At 54.8% G+C, this 26563-nt stretch carries 22 protein-coding genes; 8 read left to right on the plus strand and 14 right to left on the minus strand.

The annotated features are described in order from the left end of the window. Positions 1-33: 33 nt before the first annotated feature. The 3 genes from OCH02_RS04640 to OCH02_RS04650 all read right to left on the minus strand — a co-directional run bounded on the left by OCH02_RS04640 (position 34) and on the right by OCH02_RS04650 (position 2265). The gene (locus tag OCH02_RS04640; protein ID WP_261093736.1) at positions 34-282 is read right to left on the minus strand and encodes a hypothetical protein; all 249 of its coding nucleotides are present in this window, start codon (positions 280-282) and stop codon (positions 34-36) included. A 193-nt stretch (positions 283-475) separates the two neighbouring features. Next, positions 476-1549, minus strand: a complete 1074-nt coding sequence (locus OCH02_RS04645; RefSeq protein WP_261430091.1) for a hypothetical protein — start codon at positions 1547-1549, stop codon at positions 476-478. A gap of 5 nt (positions 1550-1554) precedes the next feature. Beyond that, complete coding sequence (locus OCH02_RS04650; protein WP_261093738.1) at positions 1555-2265, minus strand: hypothetical protein; 711 nt, start codon at positions 2263-2265, stop codon at positions 1555-1557. A 154-nt stretch (positions 2266-2419) separates the two neighbouring features. Here OCH02_RS04650 and zntB point away from each other — a divergent pair, with 154 nt between their 5' ends. Further along, on the plus strand, positions 2420-3403 hold the full coding sequence (gene zntB, locus OCH02_RS04655) for a zinc transporter ZntB (protein ID WP_261430092.1): 984 nt from the start codon (positions 2420-2422) through the stop codon (positions 3401-3403). 217 nt (positions 3404-3620) lie between these two features. Here the strand turns inward: zntB and OCH02_RS04660 are convergent, their stop codons facing one another. From OCH02_RS04660 to umuD, 4 genes are all read right to left on the minus strand, one after another. Then, positions 3621-4019, minus strand: coding sequence for a VOC family protein (locus tag OCH02_RS04660; protein ID WP_012145336.1), 399 nt, complete (start codon positions 4017-4019; stop codon positions 3621-3623). A 139-nt stretch (positions 4020-4158) separates the two neighbouring features. Continuing rightward, on the minus strand, positions 4159-5091 hold the full coding sequence (gene ttcA, locus OCH02_RS04665) for a tRNA 2-thiocytidine(32) synthetase TtcA (RefSeq protein WP_261430093.1): 933 nt from the start codon (positions 5089-5091) through the stop codon (positions 4159-4161). Between the two features lie 127 nt (positions 5092-5218). Then, entirely contained in the window at positions 5219-6487 is a 1269-nt protein-coding gene (umuC, locus tag OCH02_RS04670) for a translesion error-prone DNA polymerase V subunit UmuC (RefSeq protein ID WP_261430094.1), read from the minus strand. Beyond that, entirely contained in the window at positions 6487-6909 is a 423-nt protein-coding gene (umuD, locus tag OCH02_RS04675; RefSeq protein WP_261430095.1) for a translesion error-prone DNA polymerase V autoproteolytic subunit, read from the minus strand. Before umuD ends, umuC begins: the two co-directional genes overlap by 1 nt. 263 nt (positions 6910-7172) lie before the next feature. Between umuD and OCH02_RS04680 the strand changes: the two genes are divergently transcribed. Next, on the plus strand, positions 7173-8417 hold the full coding sequence (locus OCH02_RS04680; RefSeq protein WP_261430790.1) for an alginate lyase family protein: 1245 nt from the start codon (positions 7173-7175) through the stop codon (positions 8415-8417). Position 8418: 1 nt separating this feature from the next. Here OCH02_RS04680 and nifJ read toward each other — a convergent pair whose 3' ends face one another. Continuing rightward, positions 8419-11952: a pyruvate:ferredoxin (flavodoxin) oxidoreductase gene (nifJ, locus tag OCH02_RS04685; RefSeq protein WP_261430096.1), complete on the minus strand. Its 3534-nt coding sequence runs from the start codon at positions 11950-11952 to the stop codon at positions 8419-8421. Between the two features lie 250 nt (positions 11953-12202). Between nifJ and OCH02_RS04690 the strand changes: the two genes are divergently transcribed. Further along, a complete protein-coding gene (locus OCH02_RS04690) occupies positions 12203-12535 on the plus strand; it encodes an SMR family transporter (protein WP_012145331.1) in 333 nt (110 codons plus the stop codon). Positions 12536-12970: 435 nt separating this feature from the next. Further along, entirely contained in the window at positions 12971-13231 is a 261-nt protein-coding gene (locus tag OCH02_RS04695; protein ID WP_017892986.1) for a DUF333 domain-containing protein, read from the plus strand. A 46-nt stretch (positions 13232-13277) separates the two neighbouring features. Here OCH02_RS04695 and hslJ read toward each other — a convergent pair whose 3' ends face one another. Then, entirely contained in the window at positions 13278-13706 is a 429-nt protein-coding gene (hslJ, locus tag OCH02_RS04700) for a heat shock protein HslJ (RefSeq protein ID WP_261430098.1), read from the minus strand. Positions 13707-13727: 21 nt separating this feature from the next. Further along, positions 13728-14720 (minus strand): 2-hydroxyacid dehydrogenase, encoded by a 993-nt coding sequence (locus OCH02_RS04705; protein ID WP_261093992.1) that lies wholly within the window; start codon positions 14718-14720, stop codon positions 13728-13730. A 532-nt stretch (positions 14721-15252) separates the two neighbouring features. Between OCH02_RS04705 and OCH02_RS04710 the strand changes: the two genes are divergently transcribed. Genes OCH02_RS04710 through OCH02_RS04720 form a run of 3 tightly spaced genes read left to right on the plus strand, consistent with a single transcriptional unit; the run spans position 15253 to position 18391 of the window. After that, a complete protein-coding gene (locus OCH02_RS04710; RefSeq protein WP_261430099.1) occupies positions 15253-17865 on the plus strand; it encodes a YdbH family protein in 2613 nt (870 codons plus the stop codon). Then, positions 17862-18059 (plus strand): YnbE family lipoprotein, encoded by a 198-nt coding sequence (locus tag OCH02_RS04715; RefSeq protein WP_012145326.1) that lies wholly within the window; start codon positions 17862-17864, stop codon positions 18057-18059. The genes OCH02_RS04710 and OCH02_RS04715 overlap by 4 nt, the downstream gene beginning before the upstream one ends. An 8-nt stretch (positions 18060-18067) precedes the next feature. After that, entirely contained in the window at positions 18068-18391 is a 324-nt protein-coding gene (locus OCH02_RS04720) for a YdbL family protein (RefSeq protein ID WP_261430100.1), read from the plus strand. A gap of 127 nt (positions 18392-18518) precedes the next feature. Here OCH02_RS04720 and azoR read toward each other — a convergent pair whose 3' ends face one another. Further along, positions 18519-19124, minus strand: coding sequence for an FMN-dependent NADH-azoreductase (azoR, locus tag OCH02_RS04725; RefSeq protein ID WP_261430101.1), 606 nt, complete (start codon positions 19122-19124; stop codon positions 18519-18521). A 255-nt stretch (positions 19125-19379) separates the two neighbouring features. On the opposite strand from azoR, the gene hrpA reads away from it, so the two are divergent. Next, complete coding sequence (gene hrpA, locus OCH02_RS04730) at positions 19380-23267, plus strand: ATP-dependent RNA helicase HrpA (RefSeq protein WP_261430102.1); 3888 nt, start codon at positions 19380-19382, stop codon at positions 23265-23267. A gap of 31 nt (positions 23268-23298) precedes the next feature. Here hrpA and OCH02_RS04735 read toward each other — a convergent pair whose 3' ends face one another. From OCH02_RS04735 to OCH02_RS04745, 3 genes are all read right to left on the minus strand, one after another. After that, complete coding sequence (locus OCH02_RS04735; protein WP_261430103.1) at positions 23299-24120, minus strand: trypsin-like serine peptidase; 822 nt, start codon at positions 24118-24120, stop codon at positions 23299-23301. 309 nt (positions 24121-24429) lie between these two features. Further along, complete coding sequence (gene asr / locus OCH02_RS04740; protein ID WP_261430104.1) at positions 24430-24702, minus strand: acid resistance repetitive basic protein Asr; 273 nt, start codon at positions 24700-24702, stop codon at positions 24430-24432. Between the two features lie 310 nt (positions 24703-25012). Further along, positions 25013-26509: a carboxypeptidase M32 gene (locus OCH02_RS04745; RefSeq protein WP_261430106.1), complete on the minus strand. Its 1497-nt coding sequence runs from the start codon at positions 26507-26509 to the stop codon at positions 25013-25015. Between the last annotated feature and the right edge of the window lie 54 nt (positions 26510-26563).

The raw sequence follows: 26563 nt of genomic DNA on the forward strand, positions 1-26563 counted from the left end.
AATAGTTGTACGGCGCTTGGCGTTATTTATAGGTTATAAGCTGTCTCGCATGGCGTCGACCAGTACGCGACCTGTCATATCTGTTTGGGTAATGCGATAGCTGGTTGGATAGGAGCGACGAGTACTCAGATGGTCATGGACTGAGACGTTGCCAACCTGTGCCCCATAGGCATTCTTGACGATAAACTCACTGATTTCTTCTTGGCCCTGATTTTGGAAACGGACACTGCGGATTTTTTCCAGCGTATCGCTGTCATCTAATTTTAAATGGTCACGTAACATAACTACCTCCTCGTAGTTAGGGTAGTATATGCCTCTGAAATTTGAGCTGGAACAGCTTTGTGTTAATTTTTTATTGTTAATTTGAATTAAAATTGCTGTTGATATGTTAAGTCATAATAATGATATCTTAGCCAGCGCTTTATTCACTATATCCGCTTGGATTGGAACTGCTTTTATTTCATCACGGTTATTATTAGTCTGCATTTTGCTTAAATAATGCCTTGCGACCAAGAGAAGATGGAAACACGCAGGCCACATCATGTGCACAACCAGGAATAATCAGCAAATCACGCTTGGCGTGCGGGGCAATAAATCGCCGATCGTAAGCGGCATAGGCAATACCGCGTTGTAGTCGATAGAGGCCTTGGGCCTCTGCCGCGCAGGACTTGTCGAGTATTTTGTAGAATGTACCTGGCGCATTGCCGGTATCCTTCTCGCCCTCCATATAGATGATCTCCGCTGCTGCATAGCGGTGACGCACGGACTCAGGGTTTTGATCGAGAAAGGGGGGCGTAGAATCAATACCGTATTTCCACCTATTGACGTTCGGGCAGGTGTCCGTATTACCTTCAACCCAATCAAAGCTACAGTGTCCTTTTTGGTTACAGTCGCGCCAGTTGGCAGGGTGTGCGTTTTTAATCGGTTGCGGTCGATGACTATCAAAATAGAGCCAACTGCCCGGATCGGATATGACATAACGCAGGGTCACGCCGGCAGGTGGTTTGGCGAACCCAACATAGTGCTGCACAAACTGCGCACCGGCAGAAAACCCAGCGACGGTGACCGATTGTATTTGCGGCCATTTTATTTTCAGTTCGGTAACCAGACGATCTAGTGCGGCAAATGAGTTGGTTTGACCGAGAGAGTCCAGGCCACCCTCAATCCAGGAACTGCAGCTCCACAGCGCATCACCTGCCTGTGCTGGGGGGACACCCGGTGAATGGCAGTGTGCGGCCTGGCTGTCGCTGACGGGGAACAGTGGGGCGACCAGCAGCGTGTCATCAGTTCTGGCAGACAGTTGGGCGGCCTTAATTGCGGCCTGTAGGGTTTTACCGGCATCTCGCGGGTGGCCATGAATGACGACCAAAGCCGAGTGTGGTGAGCTAGCCTGCGGTTTAGCCACAAAATACGGCAGTTGGCCTGACCCCGCCAGTTGTAGTTGGTAAGTGTCGGTATAGTGGTTCAGGGTTGGGCTGGCGTGCAGGCAGAAAGCGCACAAGAGCCCAATCAGGCTCAGCGGACGGTAGAGTAACGTAATTGCTTTCATTGTCATCATCCTGCCGCGGTACCTAAAAATTCGCGTAATTGCTTCAGCAACTCACGGGCCCTACTTGCTTCCAGCGCTTGTTGATAATAGCGAAAGAAGCGCGTTTCGGCACCGGTGTCACCGGCTTGCGACAGCTGCTTGAACGTCATGTATAACAACCATCCCATGGTCATAAGGAATAATAAGACCGGGAAGAGCAATTGCCCGTAGTTGGCTATTTTTGCACCTGGCAAGAATGAAACCGATGATGGCGTAATGGTCACGCCCAACTGTTGCATACCTAACTGTGCCAGAGCGGGTAACAAGACCAACAGGCTAACGAAAAATAGATACTGCACGAAATACCGGCATGACAGCAAAAAACGTTTAAAGCCATTATCTGCCCGCGCGCTCAACATGAAACCATTGGGTGTCACCCGCAGTATCTGTTGTTGAGAGTGGGTAAAGCGATAAAGTTCCAGCGCCCGAATAGCATCTGGCAGCGCCAGCAGTTGTTGAAGTTCAAGCAGGCTGGCGTTTTTGCTACGCATATAATCCCTGAACAGCAGCAGTTGGATACGTTCACCTTTGTTAGATTCCACCGACTCGAGCAAGGCCCGTAATTTGCCGTGGTTTTCTTGCCTGATGCGAAACGGCGTTTTGACGATGGTGATGAACAGGGTAATGAGAGGGAGAAATACCCCCTTCAAAATATCCGCGGCACTAATATCAAACATGATTTTCTCCTGTTGGGCATTCAATCACTCCTTGGCATGCACAAGTATAGTGAGTTCGGGGCCGAGCGAGAAATCAACCCTTACAGCTTGGTCTTTGATCTGCATACTAATAACGCTAGACTCTGGAATAACTGAACAGCAGAGGGGATGAGGAATGGAAGTCATTGAGGGGCGCGAGTTACAGGTTCCCGACGCAGTGTATGCCTACCAGCTCGATGGCAAGGGCGGTGTAACATCGATTGATTACGATGACAAAGTCACCTGCGATGAGCCTTGCTGGCTGCATCTCGATTATGCTCACCCTGCCAGCGCCGAATGGCTGGCCACCACGCCGCTGCTGCCGGATGCGGTCAGAGAGGCGCTGTCTGGAGAGAGTTCGCGGCCACGCGTCAGTAAGGTGGGCGATGGCACCATGATTACACTGCGGAGCATTAACTTTAACGCCAATTCGCGGCCGGATCAGTTGGTGACCGTTCGCGTCTATATGACGGACAAACTGATCGTTTCCACCCGCCATCGCAAGGTCTACTCCATCGACCAGGTGGTGAACGATCTGCAAAGCGGCAGCGGGCCGACCAACAGCGGCAACTGGCTGGTGGAAATATCGGATGCGCTGACCGATCACGCCAGCGAGTTTATCGAGGATCTGCATGACAAGATCATCGATCTGGAAGATTCGCTGTTGGAGCAGCAGGTACCTGAACGCGGGCAACTGGCGCTGATCCGCAAACAGCTGATCGTACTGCGCCGCTATATGGCACCGCAGCGTGATGTATTTTCCCGGCTGGCCAGCGATCGTCTGCCATGGATGAATGATGACGACCGTCGCCGCATGCAGGATATTGCCGATCGGTTAGGGCGCGGGCTGGATGATTTGGACGGCAGTATTGCCCGTACTGCGATCCTTTCTGACGAAATCACCACCGTGATGGCCGATGCCATGAACCGCCGCACCTACACTATGTCATTATTGGCGATGGTATTTTTGCCGACGACCTTTTTGACCGGGTTGTTCGGCGTCAACCTGGGCGGCATTCCAGGCGGCGGCAACCCTTTTGGTTTTGCTACATTTTGCCTGACGCTGACCGGATTGGTGTTCGGCCTGGGCTGGTGGCTGAAGCGACGCCGCTGGCTGTAGCCAAAAAACGCTGATAACCCGGTTAACATTGAGCGATATCAACTTTTGCCGGGGGGAAATGGGGCATGATCTATCTCGCAGGTGAATGCAACGTCAAGCGATGGGCGTTGTGCTCCATAATTGTCTTACTTTCTTATATTTAGAATTACTGCATAGCACATTGATTCATACGATGCCGGTTTAATCACCGGCATTTTTTTGTCTGCAATTTGCCCCGTCAGGCCGCACTCTCATCCCAGAAACTGGCCTCGATCTTATGTCCGTCCAGATCCCGAACAAAGCAGCCATAATAGGCTTCGCCATAGTGTGGCCGCGAACCGGGGGCCCCTTCATCTGTCGCACCGGCCTGCAGCGCCTGACGGTAAAAATCATCGACCTGCTGTTTGCTGGTGGCGAAAAAACCCACGTGCAGGCCATTGCCGGTAGTGGCCGGTTTACCGTCGATCGGCACCTGCAACCAGAACTCCGGATAGTCACGTCCATAGCCAATGGCGCCAGGGTGTTCCAACACCCGTCGGCAACCTAGTGCGGCAAGGGTTCGGTCGTAAAAGTCGGCTGCGGCGTCAAAATGATTGCTGCCGAGAGAAACGTGAGACAAGCAAGGGGTGATGTTCATCGGTAATCTCCAGTGACTGTATAAAAACACAGTATAGGATAAAAACGGCACTGTCTGATGAATTCTGCTGAAATTGCGAGCGGGATCGAAAACTGATGAAGGGAAATTTCCGCCCACAGCGTGCGGGCGGAATAACGACTTACTTGATTTCGAGTACGTCTAAACGCACCGGGGCGGTGTCATCCGCATCTTCCGGTTGCCAGCCGATCGGTTGCATTGGAATATCTTCACGGTCAAAGGCCAGATCGCCACCGTCAACCACTTCGCTGCCGTGGTGAATCCCTTTGAAATCAAAAAGGTTGTAGTCACTCAGGTGCGAAGGTACTACGTTTTGCATCGCGCTGAACATGGTTTCCAGACGGCCAGGGTAACGTTTATCCCAGTCGCGCAGCATATCGCCAATCACCTGGCGTTGCAGATTAGGCTGCGAGCCGCACAGGTTGCACGGGATAATCGGGAAGCCTTTGGCAACCGAGAAACGCTCAATGTCTTTTTCACGGCAATAAGCCAGCGGGCGAATAACCACGTGTTTGCCATCGTCGCTCATCAGCTTGGGTGGCATGCCTTTCAGCTTGCCGCCGTAGAACATGTTGAGGAACAGCGTCTGCAGAATGTCGTCACGGTGGTGACCAAGGGCAATTTTGGTGGCCCCCAGCTCGGTAGCGGTGCGGTAAAGGATACCGCGGCGCAGGCGTGAACACAGTGAGCAGGTGGTTTTACCCTCAGGGATTTTGTCCTTGACGATGCTGTAGGTGTTTTCCTCAACAATCTGGTATTCCACCCCCAGGCTTTCCAGATAGGCCGGCAGAATATGCTCGGGGAAACCGGGTTGTTTCTGATCGAGGTTGACCGCAACCAGTGAGAAATTGACCGGGGCGTTTTGCTGCAGGTTGCGCAAAATCTCCAGCATGGTGTAGCTGTCTTTGCCGCCGGACAGGCAAACCATGATGCGGTCGCCTTCCTCAATCATGTTGAAATCGGCGATCGCCTGGCCCACGTTACGACGCAGGCGCTTTTGCAATTTGTTCAGATTGTACTGCTCTTTTTGACTAACTGTTTGTTGTTCTGACATTTAAATCGTGCTCGTTCTCAATTGGGGGCACTATGGGCATAAAGTTTTAGGCAGCGAGTTTAGCATTCTATGGGCTGCTTGGGTATTTCATCCATACACCCGAGGCAGCAAAGGCGGTTTGCTTGCTTCAGTACACGCGGGCACGCGGTAAATCGGCCACCCGCGTGGTGTAAGCGGGAGAGAGAAACTCACGTTTCATCGACCATGTCTGTTGGTTTCCTTGCCCGGCAAACCAGATCCCGGCATGCCCGGACTGATTGATTTTATCCAACGCGGCCATTAAACGTGCGCTGTTAGGCCGTGGCTGATACTCATCGAACAGGTCCAACTGAGCGACACCTTGCGAGTAAAAGTCTTGTAGCATAACGCCGGCTTTTAGATAGCGGTGACCGGGCTGCCATATCTTATCAAGGCATCGAATCGCAGCGGCGATGATGTCGCGCGTATCTTGCGTCGGGGTACTGAGCCTGATGCTCGCGGTGTTGCCGTAATACTTTTCATTAGCCGAGAAGGGGCTGGTTTTAACCCATGCATTGATATTCCGGCAATATTGGTGTTCTGCACGCAGTTTCTCTGCCGCACGGGAAGCGTGCATACAGATCGCCTGATGCATATCCTGGTATTCAGTGACGCGTTCACCAAATGATCTGCTGCAAATGATCTGTTGTTTGGTTGGGGCAAACTCTTCGAGTGACAAGCAGGGCTCACCGCGCAGTTCACGCACCGTGCGTTCAACCACCACGCTGAAATGCTTGCGGATCATCGTGGTGCTGGCATCCGCCAGCTGCAGTGCGGTTTCGATCCCCATAGTCTGCAGCTCTTTGGTGATGCGGCGTCCGATACCCCAGACTTCTGCCGCCGGTACTCTCTCCATTAATTTTCGCTGTCGCTCCTGGTTGGAAAGGTCAACCACGCCTTGGGTCTGACTCCATTTTTTCGCCGCGTAGTTCGCCAGCTTTGCCAGCGTCTTGGTCTGGGCAATACCGACGCCGACGGTGAGGCCGGTGCATTGCAAAACGCGGGCGCGAACCTGGCGCCCGAACGTGGCCAAATCGACACAGTTTTGTACCCCGGCAAGCTCAAGGAAGCTTTCGTCGATAGAGTAAATTTCGGTCCGCGGCGCCATTTCTTCGAGCACGGCCATCACTCGCATCGACATATCGGCGTACAGCTCGTAGTTGCTGCTGAATGCGATCCCCCCGGCACGCTCAAAATCATGTTTTATTTTGAAATAGGGCGCGCCTGTTTTCAGGCCCAGGGCCTTTGCCTCTTTGCTCTGTGCCACCACACAGCCGTCGTTGTTCGACAGCACAACGATCGGTCGGCCACGCAGATCCGGACGCCACAGCGTTTCACAACTCGCATAGAAGTTGTTTACATCGGCCAGGGCGTACATTATTTCAGCCTGGTGATGGTTGAAACCACCACGCCGACGATGTTCTGATCGTCGCTGTCCTCGCGCAGCGGTATTGGCCGAAAGTTTGGATTCATCGGCTCAAGCTGTTTGACAGGATGCAGGCACAGGCGTTTAACCGTGAACTCGCCTGCGATGCTGGCGATCACGATATCGCCGTGACAGGCACCAATACTGCGATCGACCACCAGCATGGATCCGTCGGTGATCCCGGCTTCGATCATGCTTTCTCCTGAAGCGATCAGAAAATAAGTCGCCGAAGGATGACTAATGCAGTACTCGTTGAGGTCGATCCGCGCGTGTATATAGTCTTGCGCGGGGCTGGGAAAGCCCGCCGGGACGTTATCGGCGTAAAGCGGAATGAACTGTTTCTCTGGGGTTGGCGTGGGGGAAAAGTGTTTCATGGTGCATTTCTCTATACTGTTTTTATATACAGTATAAGCAAGTTTTAGCCATTACAACCATAAAGAAAGTCAGGGGCGAGAGGATCCACAGCTATCCACTTGTTGGGCAAGATGATCCTCTCGGAAAGTTTTTAGGATGTGGCTTGCAGAGCCGAATGTAGCGGTGTTTTTACGCCCGGAAACGTTTTTTATCTGTCGGGAAACACAAAACCGGGCAGGATAATCTCAATCACCTCTGATCATAATGGGGAGCCCGTTTGATGATACGCATCTGCCTGCAGGCAGGCCTCTTGTTTTGCCTGACCCCGCTGGCCGCCAGCGCCACTGAATGCTGTATTTTCTTGCAGCAGCCGCAGCTGTTACAGGTAAAAGCACAGACTCAAGGGGATGCCAACTACCAACGACTGATGCATGACGCCGACAGCGCGCTGCAAAAGCCGTTGCTCAGCGTCACGGATAAAGGTTTGACGCCGCCGAGCGGCGATAAGCATGACTATCTGAGCCTCGGGGCTTATTGGTGGCCGGATGCGAGTAAAGCCAACGGGCTGCCCTGGATCCGCCGCGATGGACAGGTCAATCCGGCCAGTAAGAATGAACAAAGCGACGGCGTGCGTTTGGCGGAGTTCACCCAGCGGGTTCAGACGCTGGCGCTGGCGGGGTATTTCTCCGGTCAACGGCGCTATAGCGATCGGGCGATAGCGTTGCTGCGCACCTGGTTTATCACCCCATCAACGCGGATGAATCCTAACCTCAACTACGCTCAGGGCATTCCGGGGCGCGACAACGGCCGGGGGAACGGTATTCTGGACGGACGTTATTTTGCCACCCGCATTGTCGACAGCCTGTTATTGCTGCAGCAGACACCGGGCTGGACGGCGCAAGATGAAAGCCAGCTGCGGCAATGGTTTGGCCGTTATCTGGATTGGCTATTGCACAGTCCGGCCGGCAAGCAGGAGGCTGCCGCAAAGAATAATCACGGCAGTTGGTATGCGGTACAGGTGGCGGGCATCGCCAGCTGGCTCGGGCGTGATCAGGTCGTGCGCGATATGGCGACGCTGACGCAGCAAAAGCTGGACTTGCAGCTTGCCGTCAATGGTTCGCAGCCGCAGGAGTTGCTGCGCACCCGGTCGTTCCACTACAGCTATTTTAACTTGCAAGCCTTGGTGCTGATGGCTGGTTTGGCACAACGGCAGGGGATTGATCTCTGGCACTACCGAACCGAACAAGGCAGTTCATTGTTGGCGGCACTGGATTTCATGGCACCCTATGTAGATGTGGCACATCCATGGCCTTACCCGAGTCTGGATCGGGTGGGGGTTCGTATCGTTCCACTGCTGATCCAGGCCGACAGCATGCTGAAAGCCACGCGTTATCAAGCGGTGATTGAAAAGGCGCAATTTGATGCCACGCAATGGCAGGGAAAGGTGAGCTACGTACGGGGGGCGGTGAAAGAGGCACAGCGGCAAAGCTGGCTGGAAGCGGGGCGCGAACCGGTCGCACCCCGATGACTTACTCGGCGGAAGATTTTTCCCCTTTGCCGGCCAGCAGGCTGAGGAAGTCGTACTTCTCCTTCAGCTCTTTCTCTGCGGCCTGATACAGCGCGCTGGCCACCTCCGGCTGCTGTGAGTTCAGGCGGCGGAAGCGCTGTTCTTTCAGCAGCGTTTCGGTCAGGTTGCTGTTTGGTGGCCGGGAGTCCAGTACCAGCGCAGCTTTGCCCTCATCGGCACGGCGCGGATCGAAGCGGTACAGCGGCCAGAAACCGGTGGCGGTCAACTGCTTCATCTGGTCGTGGCTGAGCGCCAGATCGTAACCGTGCTCTTCGCAGGGGCTGTAGGCGATAATCAGTGATGGGCCGGGATAGGCCTCGGCTTCCTGAATCGCTTTCACCGTCTGGTTGAGCTGCGCACCCAGCGAGATTTGCGCCACATACACATGGCCATACATCATCATGCTGACGCCCAGATCCTTACGCGCCTTGCGCTTGCCGTGCTCACCGAACTTGGTGACTGCGCCCAGCGGGGTAGCTTTCGACTGTTGGCCACCGGTGTTGGAATAACATTGGGTATCCAGCACCAGTACGTTGACGTTTTCGGTCAGGCTGAGGACGTGATCCAACCCACCGAACCCGATGTCGTAAGCCCAGCCATCGCCGCCAATCAGCCAGATGGACTTATCCACCAGATAATCGGCGTCGGTTGCCAGTTGGCGTGCATCGTTACCTTCGATTTTCGCCAACAGGCCGCGCAGTTCAGCAATCTGCCGGCGGCGCGGTTCCGGTGCGATATCCTCCATCTGCAGGGCATTAACCAATTGTGTCGGCAACTGCGGTGCCAGCGTGTTCAACAGGCGCAATACGCGGCTGCGGTGTTGGTCGACAGTCAGGCGGAAGCCCAGACCGAATTCGGCGTTGTCCTCAAACAGCGAGTTGGCCCAGGCCGGGCCACGCCCTTCGGCATTGGTGGTGTAAGGCGTGGTGGGCAGGTTGCCGCCGTAAATGGATGAGCAGCCGGTGGCATTGGCAATCAGCAATCGGTCGCCATAAAGCTGGGTCAACAGCTTGATGTACGGCGTTTCACCGCAGCCGGAACAGGCGCCGGAGTATTCGAACAACGGCGAAATCAGCTGTGAGGTACGAATATCGATCCGTTCGAGCTGCGCCGGGTCGATCTCCGGCAGTTGCAGGAAGAAGTCGTAGTGTTCTTTTTCCACGGCCAGATGCTCCAGCCGTGGCGCCATGTTGATGGCCTTGATATCAGGATCCTGGCGGTCTTTCGCCGGGCAAACTTCAACGCACAGGTTGCAACCGGTACAGTCTTCCGGTGCCACCTGCAGCACGTATTTCTGGCCGCGCATATCTCGCGCTTTTACATCCAGCGACTGCAGCGAGGCAGGGGCATGTTCCATGGCCTCCGGCTGAACCACTTTGGCGCGAATGGCGGAGTGCGGACAGGCGGCAACGCAGTGGTTGCACTGGGTGCACAGATCCGGCTTCCAGATGGGGATCGCCTCGGCGATGTTGCGTTTTTCCCACTGTGTGGTGCCCACTGGCCAGGTGCCGTCCGGCGGGAAGGCGGACACTGGCAGTGCATCGCCCAATCCGGCCAGCATCGCGGCGGTGACGGTTTTGACAAAGTCAGGCGCGGCGTCGGACACCACCGGCGGTCGCATTGGGCTGCTGTCGTCTATCGGCTGCAGTGGGATCTCAATCAGTGCATCGAACGTAGCGGCCAGTGCCTGCCAGTTGCGTTCAACAATATCCTGGCCTTTGCTGCTGTAGCTGCGGGCAATGGCGTCGCGCAATTGCTGCAATGCCACATCGCCCGGCAGGATCTGGGCCAGGTGGAAAAACGCCATCTGCATCACGGTATTGATGCGCGCGCCAAGTCGGCATTCCCGCGCCAGTTTGGCGGCGTTAATGATGTAAAATCGCGCCTGGCGCTGTTGCAGCACCGCCTGCACTTCCTGAGGCAGCCGCGACCAGGCTTCTTCCGCACCGTACGGGGTATTGAGCAGGAAAATGCCGCCGGGTTTCAGGCGTTCCGCCATCTGGTAGGTATCGATAAACTGCAATTGGTGACAGCCGACAAAGTCGGCGCGGCTGACCAGATAGGCCGAGTTAATCGGCTGCTCACTGACGCGCAGATGCGATACCGTCAGGCCTCCGGCCTTTTTCGAGTCGTAGACAAAATAGCCCTGTGCGTACAGCGGCGTGCTGTTGCCGATGATTTTGATGTTGTTTTTGGTGGCGGAAACCGACCCGTCGCTACCCAGGCCGTAGAATAACGCCTCCAGTGAGGCACGCTGTGGCAGGGTTTCTTCACTGAGGGGCAGGGAAAGGCCGGTCACATCGTCAAAAATACCGACGGTAAAACGCGGGCGCGGTTTGTCGAGCGTCAGTTCTTTAAATACCGCCAACGCGCAGTCCGGCCCGAACTCTTTCGAGGACAACCCATAACGGCCACCGATCACCGTCGGCATGTTGGCGCGTTCACCCCGGCTGAAGGCTTCGGCCAGCGCGGTCATTACGTCCAGATACAGCGGTTCCGCCAGCGCGCCTGGCTCTTTGGTGCGATCCAGTACGGCGATTTTCGTTGCGCTTTCCGGCAGCACGCTGAGCAGGTATTGCGCGGAAAAGGGTCGGAACAGCCGTACTTTCAGTACGCCGACTTTTTCTCCGCGCGTCAGCAGGGCGTCGATCGCCTCTTCGCAGGTACCGATAGCAGACCCCATCAGGATCACTACGCGTTCGGCTTGCGGATGGCCGTAATATTCAAAAGGCTGATATGCCCGGCCAGTGATCTGGGCAAACTTGTCCATCGCATCAATCACGTGCTGGCCGGCACCGTCGTACCAGGGGTTGGTGGCCTCACGGGACTGGAAATAGGTATCCGGGTTGGCGGAGGTACCGCGCACCACGGGATGGTCCGGCGACAGCGCGCGGCTGCGGTGCGCATCAATTGCCTCCTGCGGCAGCATCTGGCGCAGGGCATCGTCGCTCAACGGGACGATCTTGTTGATTTCATGCGAGGTGCGGAAACCATCAAAAAAGTGAATAAACGGCAGGCGACTGTTGAGGCTCGCCGTTTGAGAAATCAACGCAAAGTCCTGTGCTTCCTGCACGTTACTGGCACACAGCATGGCGCAGCCGGTCTGGCGTACCGCCATCACGTCGGAATGGTCGCCGAAAATCGACAGCGCGTGCGTGGCGATAGTGCGTGCGGCGACGTGCAGGACAAACGGCGTCAGTTCACCGGCCAGTTTGTACAGCGTCGGGATCATCAGCAGCAGGCCCTGCGACGAGGTAAATGAGGTCGACAGTGCGCCGGTTTGCAATGCACCGTGGACCGTGGCGATTGCACCGCCTTCCGACTGCATTTCCACCACTCGCGGTACGTCGCCCCAGATATTCTGACGGCCGTCGCCGGACCAGGCATCGGCCTGTTCCGCCATGGTCGAACTGGGGGTAATCGGGTAGATGGCAATCACTTCGCTGGTGCGATAGGCGACGGAAGCGACTGCGTTATTACCATCTGTAGTAATCATCGACTTTACCTTTCATTGCTCAAAAAGCCGCAAAAGTCACCTCTTGCAGTAATTAACAAAGTCTAGCAGAGGGATATATTGGCCCTTTATCGCATTTGTGTGGCGGTGGGAAAATCGACGAGAGTTACTGTAAGTTGATATTTCCTGCATTAAAATTACGTCGTAAAGACGAATTGTCATGGTTGTTTAACGACAATTTATTTCCAGCACGTCATACTGTCAAACAGGTGAACTTACGGAAGAAAAAACGATGAGCGGATTTATGTATTTAGCCATGGCGATTGTGGCGGAAGTGGTCGCCACCACTATGTTGAAAGCCTCTGAGGGCTTTACCCGTCTATGGCCGTCGCTGGTGGTGGTGGTCGGTTACGCGGTCGCTTTTTGGGGGCTGTCAATGGTGGTTAAAACCATGCCTCTGGGCATTGTCTACGCTATCTGGTCAGGTATGGGCATTGTTCTGGTATCAATTGCAGCGGTATTTGTTTATCAGCAAAAACTGGATTTACCGGCAGTTCTCGGGATGGGCTTAATTATTGCCGGTGTGTTGGTGATTAATTTGTTGTCGAAAACGGCAGCGCATTAATTGTTATTTTAAAGTAAAAATAGCCAGCGTGACATTCAGTGACGCTGGCTGAAATCCTCAGTGATAATAACTGAAAATAATGAATCAGTTATATTCATCCAGTAACAAAACCAACGCTGTTTTTTTACTATTGTCTGACAATTCCCAGTCTGCCCATTGTTCCCAACCCCCACCTTCAAACCTGTCATCGCTCTTGTCGCCCAGACTGCACGGTGGCTGCTCTGTGAGGTGCGTGAAAGCCGCGATGACCACAAGAATGATCGCAATGTTCAAATAAACGCCAAATAATCGCAGGAATATATTTTCATTATTTATATATCAGGCTAGATTAAATAGGTTTGCATCAAAGATAACGAAACGTGTCCGTATAAAGTGATGCGAGTTATCAGCAATGGCGATTTTACACAGCGTAGTTCCGGGTTCAGGAGTGGAATAATGACAACATCAAAATGGTTGCTGGCCGGTGCCGTATTGCTTTTGGCCGCATGCAGCAGCAAAAATGAAGAGCCAGTACAGCAGGGCAACAGTGCCAGAATCAATACCTTACAGACCAGCGCGAACTGCGCCAGCGTGGGCGGAACCACTACCGTGACGCACAATTTAAACGGCGAGGCGGTAAGAATGTGCCAGATGCCGAATGGTAAGCAATGTGAAGAATGGACCCTGGGTCAGGGAGCCTGCTCAACCGCCGGTTAAACCGGAAAGAACACCAGGCCGCCAGGGCCTGGTGAACAGGGGGGGGTTACTGCACCCAGTCTCGCTGGGTATAGACCAGGACGTGGCCGCTGCCGCTCAGTGTCAATTTCTGAGCGCTGAGGGTGACTTTTGCCCCTTTGCCCAGCACGTCGCCAATCACCCAATCCCACTGGTTGAGCTGCGGGTCTGAGCAGGCCATGCGGGTCGAAGCCAGCCCTGGCACCGTCAACACGCCATCTTGCAATTGGCCGCTACCAAAGAAGTGGTTACACATGGCGCCGGAAACGTGCAGTTTCTCACCGAACTCAAGGTTGGGGCCGTTACCGCGGCGTGATTTCACCGCCACGCCATCGACGCTTTGCAGCGCAAAATTGTGATGCAGCAGATCGCTTTCTGTCACCGTTTTACCGTTCTGGCTCATTCCACACCCCGCTAACAGCAGCGCCGTTAACGCCACTGAGATGGACTTTTTCATCGACTTTCCTTGTTAAAGATATCAGGCATTGAGCTGATTAGGGCAGTTCTCGCCCTGTTCCAATTGGTGAATATTTTTCAGCGTGGTTTCCGATATGCTGGTCAGCGCCTCTTCGGTCAGGAAAGCCTGATGGCCGGTAAACAACACGTTGTGACAGGCTGACAGGCGGCGGAAGATATCGTCCTGGATCACGTCATTGGATTTGTCTTCAAAGAACAGATCGCGTTCATTCTCATACACATCCATTCCCAGTGCGCCGATTTTCTGCTGTTTCAAGGCATCAATCGCCGCCGAGGAGTCAATCAGTGCGCCACGGCTGGTGTTGATAATCATCACGCCGTTTTTCATCAGGGTGAAAGCATCACTGTCCAGCAGATGGTGGTTTTCCGGCGTCAACGGGCAGTGCAGGGTGATCACGTCGGACTGTGCGTACAGCGTTTTCAGATCGACATATTCGGCCCCCATCTCCAGCGCTTGTTCGCTTGGGTAGGGATCATAAGCCAATAGTTTCATGCCAAACCCTTTCAGGATCCGCATGGTGGCGATGCCAATTTTACCGGTACCAATCACCCCGGCGGTGCGATTATGCATATTGAAGCCGATCAACCCCTCGAGCGAAAAGTTGGCATCGCGGGTGCGCTGATAGGCGCGGTGAATACGACGATTCAGGCACATCATCATACCCACGGCGTGTTCAGCGACCGCTTCCGGCGAATAGGCTGGTACGCGTACCACTTTGATGCCCAATTCTTTGGCGGCGTCCAGATCCACGTTATTGAAACCGGCACAGCGCAGAGCCAGAATTTCAACCCCCAGCGCCGCCAGTTCTTCAAGGACTTCACGGCTGCCGTCGTCGTTAACGAAGATGCAGATGGCTTTGCAACCGGCGGCGTTTTTGGCAGTTCTTTTACTGAGCAGGAAGTCGAAAAACTCCAGCTCGTAGCCAAACTGCTGATTCACCAGTTCGAGATATTTACGGTCATACTGTTTAGTGCTGTATATCGCCAATTTCATCGTGGTTTCTCCAGCGTGATTTTTGTGATCAAATTAACAGATTTTAGTAAATTCTACAATTGGTTAGCCGGTTTCGGTAACGCTAAAAAGGGGTAACTGTCATCGCCTGGGGCGGTATCAATTAAGGGTAGCTGGCGACGCCGGAACATGGCGAATATTCGTGGTAGATGACGGGGGCAGGCTCTCGGCCGGAGCAAAAAAAATCCCCACGGGGGGTGGGGAATGGCTTCTCTAGTATAGTTAGCTAATTGCTGACTTTTGTTAGAATGCTTGCAAGACTATTAATGATCAAATGTAACGACAATAACAAAAGTCTGAAACAGGTCATATTCATGTGATGAATATGTAACTAAAGCTTACAGTATCCGCAGCAATGGCTATAAAAGCCCCGGTGCAAGGCATCTTCTTCGGTCTCGGCTTCACCCTATGTCAAATTCATGCCATCATTATTGCCAATTCAGGCATAGACTTAGCCTAAATGGCCTTTGGCCCGGCTAAAGGGCGCCTAACTCAGGAATGAAGCAATCATTTAATGACTAAGCGATTGAAAGTATTCATAGGGATTGTGGTGAGTGTGCTGATCCTGCTAATGGCGCTGTGGCAAACTCTGCCGCGCTGGCTACCGCGTGTGCTCTCGCACTGGTTACCACAGGGCAGCCAGTTGGTTTTGTCGGGCAAATTACAATGGCGGCAGGGCGCTTTGCAATTGGATGGTGCCCGCTTTTTAGCGCAAGACTGCCTGCTTGCCAGCGCCGGCCCAACCCGATTGGCTTATCAGCAAGGGCGTTGGCAACTGATCGGCGACAAGCTGCATGTCGATACGGCCTGCCTATCAAAATTGCCTGCCGGTGAGGCTAACAGTGCCCCGTTGGCGCTCGACCAACTGCAAAAGCAACTGCCGCTGCTGGATATCACCATCAAGGACCTCTCGGTGCTGCCGTGGCAATTCTATGCCGGTAAACTGCAAATACACGCCACGCCAGAAGGCCAGAGCCTGCAATATCAAGGCCCCAACATCAGCGTTGACGCGCTGCTGGATCAACATCAGCAACTGACGCTGAACAGCCTGACGCTCACTGCGCCCAACAGCCCGCAGCCGCTGCATCTGACCGGCAAAATTAGCATTCCGCTGGATTTGGACAGCATGCCAACGCAAGGCGCACTGCAGGGTGAACTGCAGACGGCTTATCTGGAAAAACCTTTGCTGGTGGATATGCGCTGGCAACAGCAGCAGGGCGTGATGACGCTGACGGAAAAGGGGGCAGAGAAACCCCTGGCCACCTTGCCGTGGGAGATCAATCCACAGCAGGTCAGTATCAAGCAGGGCGAGTGGCGCTGGCCGTACAGTCAGCAACCGCTTAACGGCGGGTTGAGCATCGCGCTGCATGACTGGAGCAAAGGCTTTGATGAGGCTCAGATCAGCGCCCGTTTAAATGTGATCACCGACGGCCATAACGGCAAAGGCAACGCGGTGTTGACGCTGGGGCCGGGTAAGGTCGGGCTAATCGACAGCGACTTACGCTTCCAACTGACCGGTCAGGCGAATATGGCCGACTTTTCCATGACCGCTTCCATCCCTGGCATCATCAGCGGCACTATTCTTAACCCGACGCTGCTGTTGCAGTCTGGGTCTCTGCTGCGTTTGTGGGGCAATGCCACGCCGGAAATGAAACTGGAAGAGGCGCGGTTGCCGCTGGCCGGCGTGAAGGTCACCGCGGGCGGCATCACCGGCCGCCTGCAGGCGATCATTAATGCCAGCGACAGCTACTGGGGCCGTTTTAAACTGCATCTGGACGGCAAGGCCCAGGATTTTTGGCCGGATCACGGTAACTGGCAATGGCGCTATTGGGGTAACGGCCAATTGCCGCCGCTACAGGCTGCCTGGGACGTCGCCGGCAGCGGCAGTTGGCAGGACAGCACGTTGGTGCTCGATCGCCTTTCTACCGGCTTTGATCGGTTGAAGTACAGCATGGTGACGGTAGACGCACCGCGCCTCAGCCTTAGCCAACCGCTGCGATGGCAGCGTGACCAGCAGGCCCCGGCATTCAATGGTGAACTGCAGCTGGTTTCCGGCAAGGTGAGCTTCACCAACGGGGGTTATCTGCCGGCCCCGGTGCTGGCGCTGCAGCTCAAGGGCAAGGCACCGGACAACGTCCAGCTACAGGGTAAACTGCAGGCGGAACAGATTGGGCCGATAGCGCTGCGGGGCCGCTGGGACGGCGAGCGCTTGCGCGGAGAAGGCTGGTGGCCAAAACAGTCGCTGAAAGTGTTCCAACCCTTGATCTCCCCCGATCTGAACATCAAACTGCGCGACGGCGAGTTTTATGCCCAGTCGGCTTTCTCTGCGGCCCGGGTACAGGGCTTTGAGGCCGGTGGCCACTGGGTGGTGAAAAACGGCGGCATGTGGCTGAAAGACGGCGAGATGAGCGGCCTGGACTTTGTTATGTCCTACCGGCTGAAAAACCATCTCTGGCAGTTGGGGGCCAAAAAGCCGGTGATGTTACGCATCAGGTCGTTCAGCAACCTGTTTGAAATGCAGAATATTACCGCCGATCTGCAGGGGACTTACCCTTACGGTGAACAGACACCGCTGACACTGAGCAACGTTGGAATGGATGCATTAAACGGCCATATCAGCCTGTCGGCGCTGCGTATGCCGCAGCATGACGCCGCTGTGTTGAAACTGGATAAAGTTGATCTCAGCGCCTTGTTTACCGCGCTGAAGCCTAAACAGTTTGCCATGTCCGGGCGCGTGGATGGCGAACTGCCGCTGTATCTGAATCATCCAAAATGGCTGGTGCACAACGGTTGGATCGCCAACTCGGGCATGCTGACGCTGCGGCTGGACAAGGATATGGCCGATGCTATCGGCAGTAATAATCTGGCGACCGGCGCGGCGATCGACTGGCTGCGCTATATGGAGATTAACCGCTCGAAAGCCAAGGTTGATCTCGACAACCTCGGTGAGCTGACGCTGAAGGCGCGCATTGACGGGGTTAATCCGCAAAAAAGTGCCAAACGAGAAGTTATCCTGAATTATAGCCATCAGGAAAACGTGTTTCAGCTGTGGCGCAGTCTGCGCTTTGGCGACAATTTACAGGAGTGGCTGGAACAGGCCCTCTCAAAACCTGGGGAACAACCATGAAAATCATCAGCGGACCATTGCTGGTCGCCGTGCTGGGCACGTTTTTGCTGAGCGGCTGCGTGCCGCGCATCGAGGTCGCGACGCCTAAAGATCCGATCACCATCAACATGAACGTGAAGATCGAGCATGAGATCCACATCAAGGTGGATAAGGACGTCGATAATCTGCTGAAAACCCAAAGCGGCCTGTTCTAGGAGCCAACATGAAAAAACGTTATGTAGGTTTGATGGCCGCCGGTTGGATGTTCAGCAGCATGGCGATGGCGCTGACGCTTGATGAGGCCAAACAGCAGGGCCGCGTGGGGGAAACGCTCAGCGGTTATATCGCGCCGGTGAAGCAGGATGCCGAAACGTTGACGCTGGTGAAAAACATTAATGCCGGACGTACCGAAAAATACCAGCAAGTGGCAGACAGCAATCATATCGCCATCGACGAGGTAGCACGCATGGCGGGGCAGAAGCTGGTAACGCGAGCCCTGGCTGGGGAATACGTGCGTGGTATTAACGGCCAGTGGCTGAAGAAATAAAAAAAAGCGCGCCGTTGGGCGCGCAATAAAATACAGCATTGGATTTTTATGAGGGTAGTGCAGGTGTGACAGGACTTTAGTCATTCGGTGGTGGCTTCGCGGGGGCATTACGCCCCCGCGAGGGACATCAGGCGGCAACTACCTGAGTCAGTAAGGCCTTGGCGTCGGCCTGCGCTTTGGTCGCAACGTCCGGACCGTAGGCAATGCCTTCCGCGAACACGAACTCAACGTCGGTGATACCGATAAAGCCCAGGAACAGACGCAGGTAAGGTTCTACCAGGTCAGTTGGGGTGCCTTTATGAATGCCGCCGCGGCTGGTCAGGATGATGGCGCGTTTGCCTTTCACCAGGCCTTCAGGGCCGTTTTCGGTGTAGCGGAAGGTTACGCCGGCACGGGCAATCAGGTCGAAATAGTTTTTCAACTGGGTTGGGATGTTGAAGTTGTACATCGGTGCCGCCATAACGATGGTGTCATTGGCCTGCAGTTCAGCGATCAGTTCATCGGACAAGGCCAGCGCTTCGGTCTGACGTGGGGTCAGCGGCGTATCGGAAGGGCGCAGTGCGCCAACCAGCTCACCGTCCAGTACCGGAACTGGCTGTGCAGCCAGGTCACGCACGGTAATGGTGTCGTTGCCATGCGCGTTTGCCCATTGCTCAACGAAGAAATCGGCCAGTTGGTTAGACTGAGAGTAGCCCGCCAGGATGCTTGATTTAAGAACCAATACTTTGCTCATCGGTAATTCCTTAGGTTAAGAGGACGGTGCGTCCCTTGCATGCACACTGTATTCACATTTTTCCAGCAGTGATAGCGCAATATTTCGAGACCTTTGTTCGATTTTATTGAATAACCTTTTGGGCCTTAAGCGGCGGGATTATGGGGAAAAAGCGGCTTGTGATATTCTTCGCGTCCAAAGCTAAAAACGGGCTAACCCATTATTAAACCGTTGCTAACGCTTGATACAGCAGCGATGAAACAAGGAATATCGAACGTGAAATCTCCGCTCGCGGCATTGTCTGCCCAACTGGGCGAGCTGATGCTCCGTGATCAACAGCGCCTGCAACGTCGGCTGCAGGGCGCACGAAAAATCAAAAATCCCGATGCTCAATTGGCGGCTGCCGTTGAAATCGAAAGTGACATGACGCTGGCGTTGCGCAAGGTGCAATCCCGCGCTGCGACCTGCCCGAAAATAACCTATCCGGAAAACCTGCCGGTCAGTCAGAAAAAGCAGGATATTCTGCAGGCGATCCGTGACCATCAGGTGGTGATTGTTGCCGGTGAAACCGGCTCGGGGAAAACCACTCAGCTACCGAAGATCTGCCTGGAATTGGGGCGTGGGGTCAAAGGGCTGATCGGCCACACCCAGCCCCGGCGTCTGGCAGCGCGCACCGTGGCCAACCGCATTGCCGACGAGCTGGAAACCCCACTGGGCGGCAGCGTGGGTTATAAGGTGCGTTTTAACGATCAGGTCGGGGAAAATACCCTGGTCAAGCTGATGACCGACGGCATTCTGCTGGCTGAAATCCAGCAGGATCGGCTGTTGATGCAGTACGATACGCTGATCATCGATGAAGCGCATGAACGCAGCCTGAATATCGACTTTATCCTCGGCTACCTGCGTGAACTGTTACCGAAGCGCCCGGATCTGAAAGTCATCATCACCTCGGCAACTATAGATCCGCAGCGGTTTTCGCGTCACTTCAATAACGCGCCGATTATTGAAGTTTCCGGCCGGACTTATCCGGTGGAAGTCCGTTACCGTCCGGTGGTGGACGACGCCGACGATACCGATCGCGATCAACTGCAGGCGATTTTCGATGCGGTGGACGAACTTGGCCGCGAAGGGCCGGGGGATATCCTGATCTTTATGAGCGGTGAGCGCGAAATCCGTGATACCGCCGATGCATTGAATCGCCTCAATCTGCCACATACCGAAGTCTTGCCGCTGTATGCCCGGCTGTCCAATAGCGAACAGAACCGGGTATTCCAGTCGCACCACGGGCGGCGCATTGTGCTGGCCACCAACGTGGCGGAAACCTCACTGACCGTACCGGGCATCAAGTATGTGATTGATCCGGGGACGGCGCGCATCAGCCGCTACAGCTTCCGTACCAAGGTACAGCGCCTGCCGATCGAGCCGGTGTCTCAGGCCTCGGCCAATCAGCGTAAGGGCCGCTGCGGCCGTGTGTCGGACGGTATTTGTATTCGCCTGTATGCGGAACAGGATTTCCTGTCGCGACCGGAGTTTACCGATCCGGAGATCCTGCGCACCAACCTGGCGTCGGTGATTTTGCAGATGACCTCGCTGGGGCTGGGGGATATCGCCGCTTTCCCGTTTGTGGAGGCGCCGGACAAGCGCAATATTCTGGATGGCGTGCGCCTGCTGGAAGAGTTGGGCGCGATTAAAACGGCAGAGAATGGGCATTACCAACTCACCGCCCAGGGCCGTCAATTGGCACAGTTGCCGATCGACCCACGCCTGGCGCGCATGGTGCTGGAAGCGCAGAAGAGCGGTAGCGTGCGCGAGGTGATGATTATCACCGCGGCGTTGTCGATTCAGGATCCGCGTGAACGGCCAATGGACAAACAGCAGGCGTCGGATGAAAAACACCGTCGCTTTGCGGACAAAGACTCGGACTTCCTGGCCTACGTGAACCTGTGGGACTGGCTGAAAGAGCAGCAAAAAGAGCATTCCTCCAGCCAGTTCCGTCGGCTGTGTCGCAATGATTTTCTGAACTACCTGCGGGTGCGCGAATGGCAGGATATTTACACCCAACTGCGCCAGGTGGTGAAAGAGCTGGGGCTGCCGGTTAACAGCGAACCCTCTGATTACCGCAGCGTGCATACTGCGCTGCTGACCGGCTTGCTGTCGCACATCGGCCAGAAAGATGCCGACAAGCAGGAATTCACCGGTGCCCGCAACGCGCGTTTCTCCATTTTCCCGGGCTCTGGCCTGTTCAAGAAGCCGCCGAAGTGGACCATGGTGGCCGAACTGGTGGAAACCAGCCGCCTGTGGGGGCGTATTGCCGCACGTATCGAGCCGGAGTGGATAGAACCCTTGGCTCAGCATTTGGTGAAGCACAGCTACAGTGAACCCCACTGGTCCAAATCCCAGGGGGCGGTGATGGCCAGCGAAAAAGTAACGCTGTTCGGGTTGCCGATTGTTGCCGCGCGGTTGGTCAATTACAGCACCATTGATCCGCTGCTGTGCCGTGAGCTGTTTATCCGCCATGCGTTGGTGGAAGGTGACTGGCAGACGCGACATGCGTTCTTTGCCGCTAACCTGAAACTGCGTGCCGAAGTGGAAGAGCTGGAACATAAATCGCGTCGTCGTGACATTCTGGTGGACGACGAAACCCTGTTCGCTTTCTACGATCAGCGCATTCCGAACGATGTGGTGTCCGGACGCCATTTCGATAACTGGTGGAAAAACGCCGGTAAGCAAAATTCAGACCTGCTCAGCTTTGAAAAAGAAATGCTGATCAAAGACGGTGCCAATCAGGTCAGTGCGCTGGACTACCCAAACACCTGGTACCAGGGCAATCTCAAGCTGCGCCTGACTTACCAGTTTGAACCGGGCACCGACGCCGATGGTGTTACGGTACACATTCCGCTGCCTATTCTTAATCAGGTCGAGCAACAGGGCTTCGAATGGCAGATCCCGGGCATTCGGCGGGAACTGATCATTGCCCTGATCAAGTCCTTGCCAAAGCCGGTTCGCCGCAACTTTGTGCCGGCACCGAACTACGCCGAAGCTTTCCTGGGGCGGGCGACGCCGCTGGAAATGCCGCTGCTGGATTCGCTGGAGCGCGAGCTGCGTCGCATGACTGGCGTGACAGTGTCACGTGAAGACTGGCAATGGGATCAGGTGCCCGATCACCTCAAGATGACATTCCGGGTGGTGGGTGAAAAACACAAAACCCTGCGTGAAGGCAAAGATCTGACGGCACTGAAGCTCAAGCTGAAGGATAAGGTGCAGGAAACGCTGTCGGCGGTGGCGGACGATGGGCTGGAACAAAGCAATCTGCATATCTGGAGCTTCGGCAAGCTGCCGGAGTTTTATGAGCAGAAACGCGGTGGCTACTCGATGAAGGCTTATCCGGCGCTGGTGGATGAAAAAGACAGCGTGGCGATCCGCCTGTTCGACAGCGAGCAAGAGCAGCGACAGGCGATGTGGCAGGGCACGCGTCGCCTGCTGCTGTTGAATATTCCTTCGCCTATCAAATATCTGCATGAAAAGCTGCCGAACAAGGCCAAACTGGGGCTGTACTTTAACCCTTACGGCAGAGTGCTGGATCTGATCGACGATTGTATCTCGTGCGGCATCGACAAACTGATCGCAGAGCACGGCGGGCCGGTGTGGCAGGAGGAAAACTTTGCCCGTCTGCAGGAGCTGGTGCGCGGCGAACTGAATGAAACGGTGGTGGGCGTCGCCAAACAGGTCGAGCAAATTCTGACGGCGGTGTTTAACATCAATAAGCGCTTGAAAGGCCGGGTTGATATCTCGTTGGCGTTGGCGCTGTCGGATATTAAAACTCAGCTCGGCGCTCTGGTTTATCGTGGGTTTGTGACTAACAACGGCTGGAAGCGCCTGCCGGATACGCTACGTTATCTGCAGGCGATTGAACGACGGCTGGAGAAGCTGGCCATCGATCCGCACCGTGACCGCGCGCAAATGCTACGAGTGGAGCAGGTGCAGCAGGCCTGGCAGCAGTGGCTGAACAAGCTGCCGCCGAAGCGCCTGCAGGATGACGAGGTGAAAGAGGTGCGCTGGATGATCGAAGAGCTGCGCGTCAGTTTGTTCGCCCAACAACTGGGCACGCCTTATCCGATCTCGGACAAGCGTATTCTGCAGACTATCGAGCAGCTTTCAGTGTAAATAATCGGGGGCAATAAGTTGCCCCCGGGTTTTATTTTCCCGCAGCCAGCGCGTCCAGCGCATCGCGAATGCCGGTCACTGCCAGCGCGCGGTTATCGGCGCGGTAACGATCTTTGGCTGCCGGTGCAGAACTTTGAATGGCAATCAGCCGCCAGCCGTCGGCAGTTTTCAGCAGTAACGGCGAACCGCTATCGCCGGGCAGGGTATCGCACTGGTGCGACAGGACGCCTTGTTGCGCCCAGCCGGTCACTTTGCAATTCTGGTGGCTGTAGAGATCGTCCAGATGATCTTCCGGATATCCCGCCTGGGTAATCAGCCGTTTGGCTTGTTTCATTGCCTGGGTCAGCGCCTTGCTGTCGCCTTGCCACAACGGCAACGGCTTAATCGGCAAGGTTTTTTTATCCTTCAGACGGATCAGGGCAAAGTCATAGGCCGCCGCCGCAGGCGGTACAATCCAACCTTCACCGTCAGGTTTGAGTTTTTTGCCCAGTTTGCGATCAACCAGCGTCTCAAGATTGTCGGTCTGGTATTTCCAGGTCTTATTGCCGGCCACAAAACGTAGCGCAATGGCTTTGTCCAGTTGGCCCGGTGGTGCCAGCACGCAGTGGCCTGCGGTGAGCGCCAGATGCGGAGAGATCAGCGTAGCGGTGCACAAGTTACCGCTGGCGGTTTCCACTTGCCCAATAGCCTGCCACGGCCAACCGTCGGTTTCCGTCACTTTTATGCGTTCATCTTTGCCAAAAAATAAGCGGGTTTGCTCAGCGGTCGACGCATCGGAAGGGCGGTCGGCCCGTGCTGAGAGGGAGAGTGCGAGCGGGAATGAGCACAGCAACAGCAAAACGGTTATGCGCATAGGTTTCTTGCCTGGAAAATACGGATCATCCATAAACACACTGAATGGTAACTATAGACTGATTTAGTCGCCGTGTGGATGGGCAGTGATTGATTTTTCAATAATTTTCAATCCAGAGGGCTGTGCGGCTACAGATAAAAAAAGGCGGCAATCAGTCCGCAGAGGATTAGCGTGGTCAAAATTATTTCAAATAAGTAGCGGCGCAGCATGATGAGAACCCCCGATGAAAAAACACCCGGCGAACCGGGTGTTGGATAACTCAAGCCTGAACTGGTGAGGGGAGCCTCACATTAGTTGCTGTTACGCCGCTTATTTATGGCTGGCTTTTTTGTGGTGTTTTTTAGCTGCCTGGGCTTTTTGAGCCGGTGCTTTTTTGTGGTGTTTTTTGGCTGCCTGAGCTTTTTGAACCGGCGCTTTCTTCGCGTGATGTTTTTTCACGTGAGTGGTCTTGGCTGGTGCAGCCGTGGTGGTGGTCGCCGTCGCCGCAGGTGCGGTAGTGGTGGTAGTGGCAGCGTCAGCAGCGAAGGCAACAGAAGACAGACCCATTGCAGCGGCAACAACCAGAGCTAATACTTTTTTCATTGTTGATTCCTCACATTACTCATCATGTATCAAGCCCACTGCGGGGCCGGTGATAAGATAGTAGGCAAACTGCGGAATGCTTTCCGTAAGTGATTGGTTTCGGCGTGTAACCTAATGTACATCTCGAAAACCGATCGCCTGACTAACCGGGTTCATCGTTCTTTTTGATCGTTTTTAGTTACAACATACATGCAGTGAGTGACCAACCGGTACTCTGCGGCCAAGGTGTCTTGGATAGGAACCGTGCGCTATGGAATACTCATGGCAAAGCAGGGGGAAAAAGGCACGGGGTTAGCCGTGCCTGGGGATCTTACAGGTAACGGCTTTCCAGATGCTGACGGAAATAGTCTGGGTTCAGGCTCTCACCGGTCGCATTGGCGATCAGAGTATTGGTAGGGAAACGGCTGCCGTGACGCCATATATTCTGTTTCAGCCAATGGAACAACGGGGCCAGGTTGCCTTCGGCAATGTCAGCGTCCAGCGTTGGCAAGGCTTTGCGTACGCTGTGGAACAGTTGTGCGGCATACATGGCACCCAGGGTGTAAGTCGGGAAGTAACCGAAGGCGCCATCAGTCCAGTGAATATCCTGCATACAGCCGTTACGGTAGTTACCGATGGTATCGAGACCCAGGTAGCCGTGCATTTTCTCGCCCCACAGCGCCGGGATATCTTCAACCTCTATCTCGCCTTCGACCAGTGCCTTCTCGATTTCATAGCGCAGGATCACGTGCGCCGGATAGCTGACTTCGTCAGCGTCTACGCGAATCAGGCCTGGCTTCACGCGTTGATTTAGTCGAATGAAGTTACTTTCTTCCAGCGCCGGTTGCTCGCCGAATTGTTTGACCACCAGTGGGCGCAGGATCTTCAGGAAATCGCTGCCGCGTGCCAGTTGCATTTCAAACAGCAGGCTTTGTGACTCATGGATAGCGGTAGAACGTGCCTGGGCTACCGGCTGACCCAACCATTCGCGTGGCAGATTTTGTTCGTAACGAGCGTGGCCGGTCTCATGCACGATGCCGAGCAATGCGGTCAGAAATTCTTTGTCGTTGTAGCGGGTGGTAATACGAACATCTTCCGGTACGCCGCCGCAGAATGGGTGGGCGCTGACGTCCACGCGACCACCGTCGAAGTTAAAACCGAGCAGCTTCATTACGCTCAGGCTCAGTTGACGTTGAGTTTCCACATTGAACGGCCCCTGCGGAATCAGGCAAGGTTCCTGGGCCTGTTTAGCCACCACCTTCTGCAGCAGGTCGGGCAGCCAGGTTTTCAAATCGCCAAAAATGCGATCGATATCGCTGCTGCGCATCCCCGGTTCATAGAGGTTCAACAGGGCATCATAGCGACTGCTACCTGCCGCTTCGGCACGGATTTGCGCTTCCTGGCGGCTCAGCTTGACCACTTCGCGCAGATTTTCCGCGAAGCCTTCCCAGTCGTTGGCGGGGCGTTGGGAACGCCAGGCGTGTTCACAACGTGCGCCGGCCAAGGATTTAGACTCGACCAATGATTCGGGTACCAGCACCGCATTGTCATACTGGCGGCGCATTTCCAGCAAATTCGCCTGGTCTACGTCGTCCAGCGTTTCTTGCTGTGCGCGTTCAAACAGACGACCGGTGTTATCCGACGTTAAAATCTGGTGTTGCAATACGCTTAGCTCGGCCAGTGCCTCGGAGCGCGCTTTACTGCCGCCCGGTGGCATCATGGTTTGCATATCCCACCCGGCAATGGCGGAGAGATGGCCGAAACGTGACAGTCGGGTGAAAATGGCACGCAACTCGTCGTAAGAAGAAGGGGAATGTGCAGATGTCATTGTTTAGCTCCATTTTTTGTAAACCGGATAACTGTTACGCGTTTTTATGCTGCC

The organism is Serratia quinivorans (assembly GCF_946227985.1).
GTDB classification, from domain to species: domain Bacteria; phylum Pseudomonadota; class Gammaproteobacteria; order Enterobacterales; family Enterobacteriaceae; genus Serratia; species Serratia quinivorans_A.